The organism is Paraprevotella xylaniphila YIT 11841 (assembly GCF_900683745.1).
GTDB classification, from domain to species: domain Bacteria; phylum Bacteroidota; class Bacteroidia; order Bacteroidales; family Bacteroidaceae; genus Paraprevotella; species Paraprevotella xylaniphila.
Genome location: NZ_LR215980.1, coordinates 4,091,110 through 4,107,842, shown reverse-complemented (window position 1 = coordinate 4,107,842; position 16,733 = coordinate 4,091,110). Strand labels below are relative to the sequence as shown.

Genomic DNA, 16,733 nt, shown 5'->3' with positions numbered 1-16,733 from the left:
TCAAATTGCATTATATTGAGGATTCATATACAAAGTCGTACGCTCCGTCTGTTCTTTCCCATGCCCTTGAGCGGAATACCGTTTATAAATCAATACGGCAGCCACTGTGAACAATACCGCACAAACCGCGCCGACCGCGCATGCCATGTGGTTGTAAAGCGCAAACCACTCCATGTCGAAATTCAGAAACTCCTTGGTGGAAAGCAGAGTCACCGTACCCATGTAGCCGATGAAGTCGATAATGGCGATGAAGAAACCTACATTTCCCCTGATACGGAAACAAGCGATGAAGCGATCGAAGAAAATCGTCTGGAAAGTCAGATAGGCAATGTAGAGGCACAGGCTCTGCACAAACAACCACACTACTGGCTGCCAATCCAATGCCTCATAATTCAGCGACACGTATGTCATGACCAAACAACCGGCAATGACCAGTCCCATCAAGCACATCAAAGCCCGAATATTGCTGCGGAAGAAGACGAAAGCGGCAAAAATCCCGAGGATGACCAACGTAACAATCGTATCCACCTGGGCGAAAAGCCAAGAAGACTGATTGCTCATATCCAGGATATTGACCAGAAAATCTTCCTTGATATCGCGCAGCACTAGCAACATGAAGTTGCCCACGAACAACAAGGTAAGAATCGGAGCGTAACCTCGGAACAAGCGTTTACGTCCGTTTCCGTCCAATGTCACACGTTCGTTACGCAGTGCAATATCTTCTTCCGTAGGCTGTGGCAGACGCTTCAACATATACCCCATAAAAACGAGAAGAGGCAAAGCAAAAGCCCCAATCACGGCAGGCATCCAGAACTGTCCCACGTGCATCTCGTTCATGGCAAACAAGCCGAAACTCTTGGCCACACCAGAACTGAACACCATGCTTACCCCCAACAGACTGGCCAACATGTCCGTCACCTTGCGTCCCTCGATAAAGCTGAATATCACGCCCCACATGCAACCGAGCGACAAGCCGTTCAAAAACATGGCCGCCACATTGAACGGAGGAGCCAACAGGCCGAAGCCGACCAAAGCAGCCTCGGCTGCTACCGCCGAACAGACGAAAAACTTGAAACGACGCTCCTTCTTCAACTCCGAAATCAACTTGATGCCAAAGAACTTGGCTATCACATAACCTAAAATCTGAATCGTCGTCACCGCCACCTTGTAGTCCGTGCCGAAGAAATCAAGCCCCTCGAACGAAGCCGCCGTATAAGGTTTGCGCAAGGCATACACCAAAGAGTAGGAAAGCAAGGCTGCACCGCCCGCCCACAGGATGAGCAACGCATCCGAAAATCTTTTGTTCTTTACGATTTGTTCCATAACCATAGTTTTGTTTTCGGCTGCAAAACTATCCCAAACCGCCATCTGAAAAAATTAATTCATCATATATCATACGCCCGTCCAAACCCGTATTTATAATGTAACATTCATCTCACGGTAATGAAGCACGAAAGCAACAGGTTTGTAACATGGAAAACGTACCTTTGCCCCAAAGAACATACGTATGGACAAATTGGTATCACTCTACGAACGAATGAAGAAACTGCGCGAAGCCGGTGTACGGATGAAGGACATCTCCGAGGAGACGGGCATCGCGTCCAGCGTACTCTCCTCGCTCTATTCTTCCGTGCTCCCCACATACATCAATCTGCTCTCCGGAGGATGCGGTACGGAAAGTGCGTTAGACCAAGGGCTGCAACAAGTCAACAACGTGTCGAAACGCAAACTGCAAGGTTGCCTCGACGAATTGTACGACAAAGTGAGCCACATCGAGCCACGTTTCGTTTCCAACAAAAACGGCGGACGACCTTTCCTGGACGACATCGAGAAAGAAGCCATCAAATACCTGCCCAATGCCGGCACCTATACCGGGCTTTACCAGTCTTACAGTTCTTCATCCTACTCCGACGGACTGAAAGTGGAGCCTTATATGATATCCTCTATCGTAGATGGCGACACCATGCCCAAAGTCTATTGCCAGAACCTGTCGGGTGACTACTATATCGGCGTGGGGCTGTTCTCGCCGTTTCAAATCGGTTATCTGATGTTCAACGAACAAAAACGCCTGCAACTTGCCCTGAAGGTGGTCTACCTGCAACTGCCCATCATCGAGTATCCCCAAATCATGAAAGGAATCTATCTGACACACGACTATAACCGCAATCCGATCGCCCGGCGCATCCTCTTTGTCCGGCAAGGCGACGAAATCCCACTGGAAGAGTTTGCCGACTTACGCACAGAAGTAATCCCCAAAGCACAACTGACCGGAGAACTGTTGGAATACTATAATTACACTTGCTGCAACGAGGATATCATACGGAGCATGATGCTGATATCACCGGACAAGGATACCAAAGAACTCCAACGCGAAAAGCAACTCCTGAAAATCCTCAGTACACAAGAGGGTCTCTGAAGATACGGCACCCGCCATACGAAAGGCCGCAGAAGGATATCTCCTTCTGCGGCCTTTCGTATAAAACCTTACTTTCATTCTTCCGTCAGACGAATCGCAAAGCCACCTCCGCGAGCCATATCCAACGTCAGTTTCGTATTCCGGTCCACATTCATCGTCTCGCAGGCATACGTTGTCGGATGGTCGCCCGACTCTAGTTTATCCTTGAAAACCACGGCGCGGTAGGTCTTCCCGCGTTTCAGGAAACCGAAGTCCACCGTCACGCTACGCGGTGTCCAGTTCGTCATGCCGCCCACGTACCAATCCTTACCGGTTTGCTTGGCCATCACGATGTACTCGCCCAAACGGGCATCGAGCGGAAGGGTCTTGTCCCACACCGAAGGAACTTTCGACAGGTAATCCAAAATGTCGGGATATTTGTTATATTCCGAAGGCGCGTCGCACAGGTAACCGATCCAATGGTCGAATATGACATACATGGACAAGACATGCGAACGCGTCCCCATGTTCATCGGAGGGATGCTGTCCAGGTCACGTGGTTGGAACTCTTCGGGCGTCACGTTGCGCATGCCGCCCGGCGTGTAATCTTCCGGTCCGGCCAATGAACGGATGAAGGGGAAACGTGTATGGTATTCGGGCGTGATGGTCTTTTCCCAGAAATTGCATTCAGCCCCTCTCACAGCCTCATAATTCATCACGTTGGGGTAAGTACGGTTCAAGCCCACCGGTACGGGACAACCGTGGAAGATGGCCACCATCCGGTACTGCGCCAACCGTTCGGCAAATTCGCGCCCCCAGCGCATGGCAATCTGGTCGTTGCGTTCGAAGAAATCAATCTTGGCACCCGCCACCCCGCACTCGTGCATCTGCTTGATCCAATCGTCCGGATTCTCCAAGGGGCAACTGGCCCAAGTCCAAACCAATATCTTCACGTTCTTTCCCCGGGCATAGTCGCACAATTCCTTGATGTACTCCATTTTCCATCCGGCATCGAGCGTCATGTACTCTATACCGTTCTCCGAAGCCCAGTCTACATAGTATTTATAAAGTTGCAACGAAAGATGTTTGTTCCCCACCGGGAAGTCCACGCCTTCCACCACGGCTTTGTGCCACCATTCCCAAGCACTCTTTCCGGGTTGTATCCACGAGGTATCCTCAATCTTGCAAGGTTCGGCCAACATGTAGACCAACTCATTGTTCAACAACGTCTTGTCGTCGTCGGACACGATCATGACGCGCCACGGGAACGTACGGTCGCCTCCCGTCCTTGCAATGTAATCCTCACGTGAAATCACCAAATGGTTGGAATACCAACGGTAAGGGTTCGACGGGTCTCCGTCCATCACTTCTTTGGGGTAGGCCGCCCACTTTCCGCGCATGGCATTCTGCCCGGCGGCTTCCATATACAAGCCGGGATAATCGTAAGTGTCCGATTCCGTCACCACCACCTTGTAGGGCTTGCCGGGATACTCGAAGAGCACCGGAGAAACGGAAAAACGACCGGCCGGAATCTCACCCGGCGAACGATACACCTTGTAAAGCCGCTCGAAATTACGGTAGCCCTGATGAATCTGGTGCACCTTGCCCGACTGTTCACGCTCGGGTGCGGTATTGCTGTCGCACTCCGGGAAATACACCGTAGGGGTAAAAGCAAAATTGAACACGGCATCTTCGCTGTTGATAATGATTTCCTTGTCCCAGTGCGTCACGAAACGGTAAGCCCACCCTTCGTTGTAGGCTCTCACGACCAGGTCGTAGTCCGTGCCGTAAGACAACACTATTTCATTGTACGCCTCTTCCAGGGTCTTGTTTTTCCCCGCCACGACGTCTATCTTGCGGTTCACACGGTCTTTCTTCACAGAGGTCACGGGGTCGCCTCCCACGTTACGCCCGTCGGACAGGTTCATCCCTACCACCGAAGGTTCCACCAACTTCACCTTATCGTACCACACTTCAAATTCCGTACACCCATCCACACGGAGCTTCACCTCCAGTTTCTTGTCGGGCGAAGCCAATTTGTACTCTTCCGCTCTCAGGGCAAACGTCCAACAGAAGAATACTACCAAAGATAACATGATTTTTTGAGCCATATCGCTATATAGATTTAAGAATGATTATTCGTCTGCAAAGTAAGCCTGTTTCACTAAAAGCCGGAATGGAGAGAATCACTTATCACATGGACAATTTTGCGATTCTCTCCATTCCTATATGACTTGCCGTACAGCCGCTCATTCCCCCCCCCCACTGCTTGTTCGGCGTGCGCCCCAACACGAAGTGCAACTCACCGCCACGGACGATATCCTCGTGATCGATGTAACAACGGTTGTAAGGCTTGCCGTTCAGCGTGGCCGACTGTATGTAACAGGCATCGGGCGCATTCCCCTCCGTAGTGACTACAAACTTACGGCCTTTGGCATAACGGCGGTCGAGCACGATTTCCACACGGTCGAACACAGGAGCTGTCAATTCATAACGCGTCTCGCCCGGACAAAGCGGATGGAACCCCGCAGAAGCCAGGATATACCAGGCCGACATCTGCCCCACATCCTCATTGCCGCACAGTCCGGCCAGACTGTTCTTGTAAGCGTCGGCACAAATCACACGCGTCCAGTACTGCGTGAGCCACGGTGCCCCCAAGCGGTTGAAGAGGAAAGGCACGTGGTGCACGGGTTCATTGGCATGGTTGTAATAAGGATTCCAATAAAATTCGCGCGGCGTGTTTTCAAAGAAGGATTCCAAATCGGCCAGCACCTTGTCGCGGCCGCCCATGATTTCCACCATGCCGGGCACGTCGTGCGGCACGAACCAACCCTGTTGATAGGGATTACACTCCATGCAACCGTACCACTCCTGCAAGCGTCCCTTTTCCGGCCAGTCCGCCCACGAGCCGTCGGCATTGCGCACGCGGAACCATCCCTTTTCCTTATCAAAGATTTTACGGTATGCCTGCCCGCGTTGGTGGTAAGTGCCGGCATCCTCCGTCTTGCCCAGAGCCTCGGCCCATTCGCCTACGCACCAGTCGAAGTATCCATATTCCAACGTTTCCGATATGCCGCTGCCGCCGGGCGAGTATCCCAGTTCCGGATGATGGCCGATGCGGTCGGCCGTCTGGCGGGCAAAGCGGTAGGCTTTCTCCACGTCGTATCCGCGTATGCCTTTCATATAGGCATCGACGATGACGGCTATGGCCGGATTACCCAACATGCAGCCGCTGTAAGCGTTCAGGAACTCCCAACGTTCGTACACGCCCGTACCGTTTTCCTCGGCCAGAGTGACAAACGAGTTGATCATGTCGTTCACCACCTCCGGATTGATAAGGTTTTGCAGGGGGAACTGGCTGCGGAACACATCCCAACCGCTGAATACCGTACGCTTCTTGAATGCGTCGGTCTTGTACACCTTCCGGTCTCCTCCTACGTATTCACCCGTCACGTCGCGATAGTCACGCGGGTCTATCATCGTGTGGTACAGCGAAGTATAAAAAATCGTGCGCTCATCCTCCGTCCCCCCGGAGATTTTGATTTTCGACAAGGCCTCGTCCCACAGCGCAGCCGCCTTTTCGCAATACCGCTCGAAGTCCTTTCCCTTCAATTCGGCTTTGAAGTTCGCCTCCGCCCCCTCCAGACTGACAAAGGAAATGGCCGTGCGCATCAGCACCTGTTCACCCTCGCACGTGGGAAACTCCGTATAAAATCCCAGGTGGTCTCCCTCCATGCGGTCGGGACGTTCCGTCACCTTCGCCCGGCGCACCGCATCGGCAAATTCCGGCAAAGTCACGTTTTCCAACTTGCGCCCCATGCCTTCGGGAAATTCGGCCGACCATACGCCGTAACGTTCCAACGGCTTGCTGAAACGGGTGTAAAAGTAGACCGTATAATCGGCCTTCCCTCCCCCGTTGCCCCAACCGCCTCCGTCGGGCGTGCAACGCATCCATCCGCGAATGGTGTAGTCGTCCACACGCTCCACGTACTGCCGGACAGACGTACCGCCCACACGGCGGGCCAAGTCGATTTGAATGCGCGAACATTCGTTTTCCGGATAAGTGAAACGCATGACCCCGCCGTGAGGCGTGGCCGTCAGCTCCGCCCGGATGTCATAATCGGTCAGGCGGACAGCGTAATATCCTGCACGTGCCGTCTCGCTCTCCTTGTCGTAACGCGAACGGTAGCCCTCTTCCGGACGTTCCGCCTCGCCGCGATACGTATGCAAAGGTCCTGTGGTGGGCATCACCAGATAATTCCCCAAATCGCCATACCATCCGACACCGCTCATCTGGGTCAAGGCAAAGCCTTCGATGGTCGTATGTTCATAACTGTACCCCGAACCGTTGTCGCCTCCGGTAATGGTATTGGGGCTGACCTGCGTCATGCCCCACGGCGTAGCCACACCAGGAAAGGTCTTTCCCAACCCATGTTCGGCCTTGGCCATTTGCGTGTTCGTCGTGGCTCCAATAAACGGATTTACATACTCCGACAAGCGTTTCCCGCCACGAGCCTGCACGCCCAAAGACCACACGACCGCTATGGTCAGCACTCCGGCCTGCTTCAAATTCATCTTTATTTCCATGATATTCCGTATGATATTTAAATAGTATAACTCTGTGTACAAAAGTACGAAAAGAAAAACTTGCCCATGTCCGAAATTCTCGTCAAAAACATGTAATTTTGCTTCATAGTCAATATTTTTTATTGCAGGCCGTAAAACTGGCAGTCCATCAACAACACTCTATCATTCAACTACTTCCGATTCTTTAAAAATCATCAGGAGATTGATTTTTTATTCTGCTCCAAACGATTTTCCACTCTCATGAGATTGATTTTTCGTTCTGCGCCAAACGATTTCACGAACTCCGCTCAACAATCCACCGCCCCCTGTTTGTCAAAATAAGCCACCACACCTCCGGCATTCCGCACCGCCTCCTGTCCACCCCCAAACGCCCCACCGCAAAATCGTCCATATCATAAGTGATTCTATCCATTTCCCAAACCGTAAAAAGCATGTTACTTTGCATCCGGAAATAAACAAACTTAAATCAACTCATTCACATGAAGACGAAAACGAACCTTTACCTGTTTTTGATTGCGCTGATTTCTGCCATGGGCGGATTCCTCTTCGGTTACGACTGGGTCGTCATCGGTGGCGCGAAACCTTTTTATGAACAATATTTCCAGATTGCAAACAGCCCCACGATGCAGGGTTGGGCCATGAGCAGCGCGTTGATAGGCTGCCTCATCGGTGCGTTGAGCGCAGGAAAGTTGAGCGACCGATTAGGACGTAAACCGATTCTGATCGTGGCCGCAGGGCTGTTTATCTGTACAGCCATAGGGACCGGTGCAGCGAATTCCTTCGGATGGTTCAACGTGTTCCGCCTCATCGGCGGATTCGCCATCGGCATCGCCTCGAGCCTTTCTCCTATGTATATAGCGGAAATCGCCCCGGCCCACTTGCGCGGACGTTTCGTGTCCATCAACCAGTTGACGGTGGTACTGGGTATCCTCAGCGCACAAATCGTCAACTGGCAGATTGCCGAACCGGTGGCCGACCATGCCACAGCCGAAATGATCCGTCTGTCATGGAACGGGCAAACGGGATGGCGGTGGATGTTCTGGGCCATGACCGTACCCGCCGCGCTGTTCTTCTTCTTCAGTTTCGTGTTGCCCGAAAGCCCGCGTTGGTTAGCTTCGTCGGGATATAAGGAGAAAGCATTCAGAATCTTCACGAAGATAGGCGGCGAGGCACATGCTCGTGAAGAACTGGCCGCCATCGAAGCCGCCTCGCGCGAAAAGACCGTGGAGGGCGGATTCCGGCAGTTGCTCCATCCCTCGATGCGCAAAATCCTGCTCATCGGAGTGGTAATGGCCGTGTTGCAGCAATGGTGTGGCATCAACGTCATCTTCAACTATGCCCAGGAAATCTTCATGGCTGCCGGTTACGGCGTGTCCGACGTGTTGATGAACATCGTGGTGACGGGAGTAACCAACGTGATTTTCACCATTCTGGCCATGTGCGTGGTAGACCGTTGGGGACGCAAGGCACTGACACTCTTCGGCGCGTTCGGCCTGACGTTGATCTACGCTTTCATGGGCGCAGCCTACTGGTTCCACATCAGCGGCGTACTGCTGCTTGTCATCGTGGTGGCCGCCATCGCCTGCTATGCCATGACATTGGCTACGACCATGTGGGTCATCATCTCCGAAATATTCCCCAACCGCATACGGGGTGTGGCCATGTCTGTTTGCACATTTGCCTTGTGGGCAGCCTGCTTCATACTGACTTACACGTTCCCTGTACTGAACACGGGACTGGGCGCAGCCGGGACATTCTGGCTCTATGGCATCATCTGCCTCGCAGGAGGCATCTTCGTATGGCGCCGCCTGCCTGAGACGAAAGGCAAGAGTCTGGAAGAAATCGAACACGAACTTATCCAATAACTTCATACATCATGGAAAAAATCACATCCTATTTGATTCAAAGCACGGTGAACACCTCCGAGGTGCGTGCATGGGAAGAGGACATCCTGCTCCCCACCTACGAAATCGGCAAGGAAGAAAAGAACCCGATTTTCTTGGAAAAACGTGTATACCAAGGCAGCAGCGGTTCGGTATATCCCTATCCGGTAGTAGAAAAAATCTCAGATGAAAAGAAAGACAAGCTTTACCATGCGCTCTTCATCGAGAACGAATATATCAAGGTGATGATACTCCCGGAACTGGGCGGACGTATCCACATGGCCTACGACAAGGTAAAGCAACGCCACTTCGTGTACTACAACCAAGTGGTGAAGCCCGCGCTCGTCGGGTTGACCGGCCCGTGGATTTCAGGCGGTATCGAGTTCAACTGGCCGCAACACCACCGCCCGTCCACGTTCCTGCCCACAGACTTCTCCATCGAGGAGCATGCCGACGGCAGCAAGACAGTATGGTGCAACGAAGTGGAACGCATGTTCCGCACCAAAGGCATGCAAGGCTTTACGCTCTATCCGGGCAAGGCATACATCGAAATCAACGTGAAGATTTACAACCGTACGTCTTTCCCCCAGACGTTCCTGTGGTGGGCAAACCCGGCCGTGGTGGTCAACGACCACTACCATTCAGTGTTCCCGCCCGATGTGAACGCCGTGTTCGACCATGGCAAGCGTGACGTGTCATCGTTCCCCATCGCAACAGGCGTGTACTATAAACAAGACTACTCTGCCGGTGTGGACATCTCGAAATACAAGAATATCCCCGTGCCGACCTCATACATGGCCATCCAATCGAAATTCGACTTCGTAGGAGGCTATGAAGAAGACGTGAAAGGCGGATTGCTCCACGTGGCCGACCATCACGTGTCGCCGGGAAAGAAGCAATGGACATGGGGAAACGGCGACTTCGGACGCGCATGGGACCGCAACCTGACGGACGAGGACGGCCCGTACATCGAACTGATGACGGGCATGTACACCGACAACCAACCGGACTTCACTTGGTTGCAGCCCTACGAGGAAAAGTCGTGGAAACAGTACTTCATGCCTTACGCCGAGGTGGGCTACGTGAAGAATGCCACCAAGGACGCGTTGCTGAACATGGAAGTCAAGGAGGGCAAAGGCAAAGTCATCCTGTACACCACCGGAGTTAACAAGGACGTGCATGTATTCGTCAAGGACAACGTGGGCGGTGCCACCCTTTTCGACAAAGTCATCTCCATCTCCCCGGCAGAACCGTTCCAAGCAGAATTTGCAGCCGAGGGCTTGAAAGACGAAGACATCCTGGTTGAAATCCGCAACCATGAAGGCCGTATCCTGGTAAGCTATCAGGCCGACAAACCGGAAATCAAGCCCGTACCGGATCCGGCCAAAGCCGCCAAAGACCCGAAGGACATCGCGTCCATCGAGCAACTTTTCCTGACGGGACTGCACTTGGAGCAATACCGCCACGCGACTTACAACCCGATGGACTACTATGAGGAAGCGTTGCGCCGCGAACCGGGCGACGTGCGTTGCAACAACGCCATGGGGTTACTCCTGATGCGCAAGGGACAATTCGCCAAGGCTGAAGGTTATTTCCGTAAATCCGTCGAGACCCTGACGGAACGCAATCCGAACCCTTACGACGGTGAACCGTATTACAATCTGGGTTGGAGCTGTCTGATACAGGACAAAACGGACGAGGCGTACGACGCTTTCTTCAAATCGGCTTGGAATGCCGCTTGGCAGGATGCCGCCTATTACAACTTGGCTGCCATCGACTGCCGCAGGGGCAACTTCGAGAAAGCTCTCGACCTGATAGACCGCTCGCTCGTGCGCAACTGGCACCACCACAAGGCACGCCAACTGAAAGCTTCCATCCTGCGCCACTTGGGACGTAAGGAAGAAGCCCTCGGACTGATAGCGGAATCGCTCAAGATAGACCGCTTCAACATGGGATGCCGCTTCGAGCAATATCTTCTCACGGACAACGACAACGTACTGAAGGAAATGCAGCGACTGATGCGCGGCGCAGCCCACGTCTACATCGAATACGCACTCGATTTCGCACAGGCCGGACTTTACGACGAGGCCATCAACTTGTTGGAGGGTTACGCCGCCACACAAAGCTCAGTCTACCCGATGGTACATTACGCGTTGGGCTACTGCCACTCACGTAAAGGCGACACAGTCAAGGCGCTCGAATATTACAAAAAGGCCGAACAGGATGACCATTCTTACTGCTTCCCCAACCGCATCGAAGAAGTATTGGTGTTGCAGGATGCGATGAAAGAGAACCACGAAGCCTGCGCCAAAGCGGCCTACGCCCTCGGCAACTTCTGGTATGCCGCACGGCAATACGACAATGCCATCACATGTTGGGAGGCATCGGCCGCCATCGACCCAACGTTCCCCACCGTATGGCGCAACCTCTCGCTGGCTTACTACAACAAACGCAATGACCCGCAGAAGGCCGTGGATACACTGGAGAAGGCTTACCGCCTCGATGAAAGCGACGCCCGCATCCTGATGGAATTGGACCAGCTCTACAAACGGCTCGGACGTCCGCAAGCGGAACGTCTCGCATTCCTCGAAGCCCATCCGGCCGAAACGGAAAGCCGCGACGACCTGTCCATCGAGCGCATCACGCTCTACAACCAATTAGGACGCTATGAAGAGGCCAAGGCACTGATTGCCGCCCGCAAATTCCATCCGTGGGAAGGCGGTGAAGGAAAAATCACGGGACAATACACCATCTGCCATGTGGAACTGGCCAAAATCGCCCTGCGCGAACACCGCTACGCCGACGCTTTGGCTTTGTTGCTAGCCACAGACCAATACCCGTATAACTTGGGTGAGGGCAAACTCATCAATGCCGAAGAGAACGACATCTGGTATTACAAAGGACTGGCTTACCGCGGACTGGGAGACGAAGAAAATGCCACGCTTTGGTTGCACAAGGCCACCCAAGGCTCTGCCGAACCGCAACAGGCGTTCTTCTACAACGATGCGCAACCGGACAAGATTTTCTATCAGGGACTGGCTTGGCGCGCATTGGGCGAGGAAGGCAAGGCACGCGGACGCTTCAACAAGCTCATCAAGCACGGTGAGAAACACTTGTTCGACCACTGCCGCATAGACTACTTTGCCGTATCGTTGCCCGACCTGGCCATCTGGGAGGACAATCTGGACAAGCGCAACGCCATCCACTGCAACTATGTCATGGGATTGGGCTATTTAGGATTGGAAGACCGCGTACACGCCATCGAGTACTTGGACAAGGCACGCGCTTTGGACATCAACCACCAAGGCGCACAAATCCATCGTGAATTATGCGAATAAACACACAAGTGATCTGTAATATGCCGACGGGCACCCCGGTTTACGGCTTCCGGTTGACGAACTCAACCGGGGCCGTGGTTGAACTGGCCAACTGGGGTGCCCGTTGGCTTTCTGCCATCGTGCCGGACAAACACGGAGAGATGGCGAATGTGCTCGTCCGTCCGACTGACCTGCTGTCGGACGGATTCTACATGGGAGCCATCGTGGGCCGTTTTGCCAACCGTATCGGAGACGCACGCTTCTGCATAAACGGGCAAATTTACCAACTGGAAAAAAACGACGGACAGAACACGAACCATGGCGGATTCTCCGGATTCGACCGCATGCTGTGGGACTGGGAAATTTTGGACGACGGTGTACGCTTCAAGCGGCTTTCTCCTGACGGAGAGGGAGGTTACCCTGGCAATGTTCACGTAACAGTGGAATACCGTTGGACCGATGATAACGAACTGTCCATTCGTTACTATGGAACGACAGACAAGGCAACCTTTCTGAATCTGACGAACCATGCCTACTTCAATTTGGGCGGCAAAAAAGAGCGAATCACGGGGCACATATTACACATCCCGTCACATACGATGTTGGACACCACCCCACAGTTCATCCCTACGGGAAAACGGGTAAATGTGGACGGCACGCCTTTCGATTTTACTTCAGCCAAGCCCATCGGACAGGACTTATATGACGACCACGAGCAACTGAAATGGAACAAAGGCTACAACCACTGTTACATACTGAAAACAGAAAAGTCTCCCGACATGGTGGAGGCCGCCCGATTGTCCAACCCCACCACGGGCCGCAGCCTGACGGTAAAAACCGATCTGCCCTCCGTACTGCTCTACACAGCCGGTTATTACGTCTACCCCGATACCGCCGTCTGCCTCGAAACGCAATACTATCCCGACACGCCATCGCATCCCGATTTCCCCTCCTGCCTGTTGCGCCCCGGGGAGGAATACCGGCAAACTACTGTGTTCCGGTTCGATACGGAATAAGACTTTACATCACCAACACGCCCCAAAATGCGTGTTGGCTTTTTCCAAACACTATAGAATCATCAGATATAAACAACCGACTTTCTGCCTTCATACAATATGCCCCGAACCTCATTCAACCTATATTTTACAGGTGTCAATGATTTGGGTTATCCACCTATTGAATCTCGGACATTTTTCAAGCATACTCATTATCCCCACCTCCAATGCTATTAAGTTTCCCTCCAACACTTTATTGTAATCAGATTTCAAGGCCAACAATCTTTTAGAAGGTGCTCCCTCTGGAGATGAATTTATATCCTCTGGATTTTCATACGAGGAAACAATATTACCTGTTCTTTTAGCACATTCTTCTGGAAAATAGTATGCAAAGCCATTATTATTAGAAAACAAAAGAGCCTCAAATTCATGTAACTGGATATAAGAAAAGAAACGTCTATCTCCGATATTTTCATTCATAGCGCTTTCCAGTGCTTCGACACGCTCTATTTTACTGGCTTTCGCCATACATTCTTCATACCTTGGCATGGTGTTAGGTATCCTGAAAAAATCAATAAATGTAGTCACAACAAAATCCTTTCTTGAAGATTTCAGAAGCAATTTTACGGTATTCCATAAATGTTGGTAATTCACCATTCCACCTCTCCCGTTCCTACTGGTCCGGATTAAAACAGGAGTAATGCTAAATACACCAAATCCCTGTAAATAAGGAGAGATAACAGTATTGACAAACTCCTGCTCAGTTTGTCCTTCCACAACAATATATACACGTCTCATAGCTGTCCTCCTATCATATTCTTCTCCCACAAATCACTAATAGACAAATCGTATTCATCCATCCATGTCGCCAAATCCTCTTCTGACAAATGCCTAAAAACAGATTGGCTTTCAACCCTATCCACAACTATAATATCTTCCACATCAAAACAATTCACTAAATTTGTAGATTGTGTGGATAAAATAATCTGACTCTTATTGGATGCACGTTTAACAAGTTCGGCAAACTTATTTATAGCAGCAGGATGCAAACCAAGCTCGGGCTCATCAATCACAATAATCTCGGGGGTTTTTGATTGCAACAGTAAAGTGGCCAAAGCAATAAAACGTAAAGTCCCATCCGAAAAACTGTATCCGTTAAGATACATATCAGTCTCCTTTTCTTCCCATTCCAGACGTATTCTTTCCTTATCATTCACATCCGGACGTAACTTGAAACACTTAAAATAAGGCGCAATGGAACTTACCACCCCTTCTATCAACCGAAAATTAGTTTCATCATTCTGCATCATAGAATAGAGAAATGCCGCCAAATTAGAACCATTGTCACGAAGGTATTCGTTATCATTGATATTACAATCTCCACGCATAGGAGAACTTGCACTGGTATCATGAAAATGATATACCGTAAAGCTACTCAAATATTTCTTTAAATAACCGGCCCTCCATTTGAGATTTTGGATTAAAGAAGATTCTTCAACAGCGGAATCCCATAGCGTCTTATTCCATTCCGTATAATCCTTACCTTCTGTATGGAAATTATTGAAATAATCCCCCGTTTTTTCTATAAATCCCTTATTGGATTGCGCGGGTTTTATTTCAAAAAAGAAAGCATTATTATTATCGAAATCCAACAATCCATGGATGGAAGGAGATACCTTCCTCCCACGATACAACAAGCTGTCAATACCACCTTTTGACAAAGTATAACTTCCGAACCGTTGCTCATATATGGCTTTCGTCAATTCAAAAAATGAGATAAAATTACTTTTACCCACACCGTTTGAACCAATGAGCACATTCAATCGGTTTAAGGGTAAAGACAAATCCCTTATCGACTTATAATTCTTTATTATAACCTGCTCTATCATATCATACTGTTTTTATTATTCCAATCAGTCCCATAAACTCAAAACACATCTCACAAAGCCATGAAACCCCTTCATCCCATTTTGATTTATCATCCATATCAAAAGAGCATACTTTTATCTTTCATTACTTGTACTCCACACAAATATACTATATTCACACAACTCCAACAATCATATTATGGATTAAAGATAAAGTATTAACAATATTTTATGGCACATATCAAGACCTTGCACAGCCATGTTGCATTAAACATTATAACAGGGCTATCCGAACAAATGCCCTTTACCTCACGGATACAACAAAAAAGACCTGCTGAAAAACAGCAAGTCTTACATGGAGCGGAAAACGGGACTCAAACCCGCGACCCCCAGCTTGGAAGGCTAGTGCTCTATCGACTGAGCTATTTCCGCGTGATTTCCCTGAAATCGGATGCAAAGATAATGAAAAGAGCCATTATATGCAAGCCTATCGCGAAATTACAGTCATTTTTTACCCAGAATAGTTTCTCCTTTCCACTGGAGCAGCCCCGGACTCATCCATTTCAAGACTTGCCCCGTCACAGTCCGGCCTGCTTCCATTCCATGTATCCACCGTCAAGTTCCACTACCTTATAATGAAGCTCACTCAGAATCCGTGCAGCTTTCTTGCTGCGTTTCCCACTCCGGCAATACAAGGCTATGGTCTTGTTCTTCGGTAAAACGGCCTTGCTCTTCTGTTCGAAATCCGGTTGTAACACGTCTATGTTCATCGCCCCGGCAATATGCCCCTCCGCATATTCTTCGTCCGTACGTACATCTAAACGCACGACCGCCGTATCGGCAATGCATTCTTTGAATTCTGCTACGGAAAGCGAACGGAAATCCCCGTCCGAAACATGGCAACCGAAAAGGCTGCTCAAAAATGCACTCATTCCCATGGCTACCCCCAATATATAGAAACGTCTCATACTTCTCATTCTTTAATCCCCAATCAACAAAAACCGCATCATTCAACCGTCCGGACCCTATTCATATCACGAGGTTTGGGAGAAGGTTCTTCGTCCGGATAACCGAAAGCTATGGCATAAAGTAATTTATGCGTTTCGGGAAAATCCAATTCATCAAGCAATTCACGACCTTCCGGTTCATTCAGGAAACGGCAAATACCACCCAAGCAACATGAACCAATCCCTAACGATTGAGCCGCAATCATCATGTTTCCACCCAACAGCCCGCAATCTACCTGCGACAAATCATAAGTCGTATCGTATGCGATAAATACCAACACAGGTGCACCGTATGCCGCCCGAAGAGTGGTTTCCCCCTGTCCTTTCCCCATAAAATGGCTGTAAGCCGAATCTATCGAAGCCAACAAACGGGGATTGTCCACAACACGTACTTCCCACGATTGAAGTCCCTTCCCGTTGGGAGCATACAGCCCACATTCCACAATCTGCGCCCACTTGTCCTTCTCCACCGGTTGAGGCTTGTATCTCCGGATGCTGCGACGCTGCAGAATCGTATTCACGACTTCATTTTTCACCACCACACTGTCTGCCGCCCCCGTTTCTCCTTCACGGGAAGCAGGCTCCGTATGGCAACTGCAAAGCAGGAAAATTCCTGCTACTAAAGATAATAGAGATTTCGTATTCATGTCTCGTTCCTCAATTATATAATTATTTAAAACC

General features: G+C 50.6%; 12 protein-coding genes and 1 tRNA gene. 4 read left to right on the top strand and 9 right to left on the bottom strand.

Annotated elements, in window-relative coordinates:
• Nucleotides 1-1,329, bottom strand: coding sequence for a DUF5690 family protein (locus E0E47_RS17045; RefSeq protein ID WP_420873304.1), 1,329 nt, complete (start codon nucleotides 1,327-1,329; stop codon nucleotides 1-3).
• A 178-nt stretch (nucleotides 1,330-1,507) separates the two neighbouring features.
• Between E0E47_RS17045 and E0E47_RS17040 the strand changes: the two genes are divergently transcribed.
• Complete coding sequence (locus E0E47_RS17040; RefSeq protein WP_130894271.1) at nucleotides 1,508-2,416, top strand: hypothetical protein; 909 nt, start codon at nucleotides 1,508-1,510, stop codon at nucleotides 2,414-2,416.
• A 74-nt stretch (nucleotides 2,417-2,490) separates the two neighbouring features.
• Here the strand turns inward: E0E47_RS17040 and E0E47_RS17035 are convergent, their stop codons facing one another.
• From E0E47_RS17035 to E0E47_RS17405, 3 genes are all read right to left on the bottom strand, one after another.
• Nucleotides 2,491-4,506, bottom strand: coding sequence for a glycoside hydrolase family 97 N-terminal domain-containing protein (locus E0E47_RS17035; protein ID WP_130894270.1), 2,016 nt, complete (start codon nucleotides 4,504-4,506; stop codon nucleotides 2,491-2,493).
• Nucleotides 4,507-4,588: 82 nt separating this feature from the next.
• Complete coding sequence (locus E0E47_RS17030) at nucleotides 4,589-6,970, bottom strand: GH92 family glycosyl hydrolase (protein ID WP_232038503.1); 2,382 nt, start codon at nucleotides 6,968-6,970, stop codon at nucleotides 4,589-4,591.
• Between the two features lie 286 nt (nucleotides 6,971-7,256).
• Nucleotides 7,257-7,394 carry a hypothetical protein gene (locus tag E0E47_RS17405; protein ID WP_172604734.1) on the bottom strand — a complete coding sequence of 46 codons (138 nt, stop codon included), beginning with the start codon at nucleotides 7,392-7,394 and terminating at the stop codon, nucleotides 7,257-7,259.
• 67 nt (nucleotides 7,395-7,461) lie between these two features.
• On the opposite strand from E0E47_RS17405, the gene E0E47_RS17025 reads away from it, so the two are divergent.
• From E0E47_RS17025 to E0E47_RS17015, 3 genes are read left to right on the top strand one after another with little or no spacing between them, the layout of a single operon-like run.
• Nucleotides 7,462-8,847 (top strand): sugar porter family MFS transporter, encoded by a 1,386-nt coding sequence (locus tag E0E47_RS17025; RefSeq protein ID WP_130894269.1) that lies wholly within the window; start codon nucleotides 7,462-7,464, stop codon nucleotides 8,845-8,847.
• 11 nt (nucleotides 8,848-8,858) lie between these two features.
• A complete protein-coding gene (locus E0E47_RS17020) occupies nucleotides 8,859-12,203 on the top strand; it encodes a DUF5107 domain-containing protein (RefSeq protein WP_130894268.1) in 3,345 nt (1,114 codons plus the stop codon).
• The gene (locus E0E47_RS17015) at nucleotides 12,194-13,198 is read left to right on the top strand and encodes an aldose epimerase family protein (RefSeq protein WP_130894267.1); all 1,005 of its coding nucleotides are present in this window, start codon (nucleotides 12,194-12,196) and stop codon (nucleotides 13,196-13,198) included. The genes E0E47_RS17020 and E0E47_RS17015 overlap by 10 nt, the downstream gene beginning before the upstream one ends.
• Nucleotides 13,199-13,318: 120 nt before the next feature.
• On the opposite strand, the gene E0E47_RS17010 is transcribed toward E0E47_RS17015, so the two are convergent.
• The 5 genes from E0E47_RS17010 to E0E47_RS16990 form a co-directional block, all read right to left on the bottom strand.
• Complete coding sequence (locus tag E0E47_RS17010; RefSeq protein ID WP_008624992.1) at nucleotides 13,319-13,975, bottom strand: DUF4276 family protein; 657 nt, start codon at nucleotides 13,973-13,975, stop codon at nucleotides 13,319-13,321.
• The gene (locus E0E47_RS17005) at nucleotides 13,972-15,066 is read right to left on the bottom strand and encodes an AAA family ATPase (RefSeq protein WP_130894266.1); all 1,095 of its coding nucleotides are present in this window, start codon (nucleotides 15,064-15,066) and stop codon (nucleotides 13,972-13,974) included. The genes E0E47_RS17010 and E0E47_RS17005 overlap by 4 nt, the downstream gene beginning before the upstream one ends.
• Before the next feature lie 335 nt (nucleotides 15,067-15,401).
• Nucleotides 15,402-15,477: transfer RNA gene (locus E0E47_RS17000), tRNA-Gly, on the bottom strand.
• 146 nt (nucleotides 15,478-15,623) lie between these two features.
• Nucleotides 15,624-16,013 carry a rhodanese-like domain-containing protein gene (locus E0E47_RS16995; RefSeq protein WP_008624996.1) on the bottom strand — a complete coding sequence of 130 codons (390 nt, stop codon included), beginning with the start codon at nucleotides 16,011-16,013 and terminating at the stop codon, nucleotides 15,624-15,626.
• 38 nt (nucleotides 16,014-16,051) lie between these two features.
• Nucleotides 16,052-16,699, bottom strand: a complete 648-nt coding sequence (locus E0E47_RS16990) for a nitroreductase family protein (protein ID WP_008624998.1) — start codon at nucleotides 16,697-16,699, stop codon at nucleotides 16,052-16,054.
• Nucleotides 16,700-16,733: the final 34 nt, after the last annotated feature.

Excerpts from the sequence above, each read along its gene's own strand:
- E0E47_RS17045 (WP_420873304.1), bottom strand. The coding sequence starts at position 1,329 with ATGGTTATGGAACAAATCGTAAAGAACAAAAGATTTTCGGATGCGTTG.
- E0E47_RS17040 (WP_130894271.1), top strand. The coding sequence starts at position 1,508 with ATGGACAAATTGGTATCACTCTACGAACGAATGAAGAAACTGCGCGAA.
- E0E47_RS17035 (WP_130894270.1), bottom strand. The coding sequence starts at position 4,506 with ATGGCTCAAAAAATCATGTTATCTTTGGTAGTATTCTTCTGTTGGACG.
- E0E47_RS17030 (WP_232038503.1), bottom strand. The coding sequence starts at position 6,970 with ATGAATTTGAAGCAGGCCGGAGTGCTGACCATAGCGGTCGTGTGGTCT.
- E0E47_RS17405 (WP_172604734.1), bottom strand. The coding sequence starts at position 7,394 with ATGGATAGAATCACTTATGATATGGACGATTTTGCGGTGGGGCGTTTG.
- E0E47_RS17025 (WP_130894269.1), top strand. The coding sequence starts at position 7,462 with ATGAAGACGAAAACGAACCTTTACCTGTTTTTGATTGCGCTGATTTCT.
- E0E47_RS17020 (WP_130894268.1), top strand. The coding sequence starts at position 8,859 with ATGGAAAAAATCACATCCTATTTGATTCAAAGCACGGTGAACACCTCC.
- E0E47_RS17015 (WP_130894267.1), top strand. The coding sequence starts at position 12,194 with ATGCGAATAAACACACAAGTGATCTGTAATATGCCGACGGGCACCCCG.
- E0E47_RS17010 (WP_008624992.1), bottom strand. The coding sequence starts at position 13,975 with ATGAGACGTGTATATATTGTTGTGGAAGGACAAACTGAGCAGGAGTTT.
- E0E47_RS17005 (WP_130894266.1), bottom strand. The coding sequence starts at position 15,066 with ATGATAGAGCAGGTTATAATAAAGAATTATAAGTCGATAAGGGATTTG.
- E0E47_RS16995 (WP_008624996.1), bottom strand. The coding sequence starts at position 16,013 with ATGAGACGTTTCTATATATTGGGGGTAGCCATGGGAATGAGTGCATTT.
- E0E47_RS16990 (WP_008624998.1), bottom strand. The coding sequence starts at position 16,699 with ATGAATACGAAATCTCTATTATCTTTAGTAGCAGGAATTTTCCTGCTT.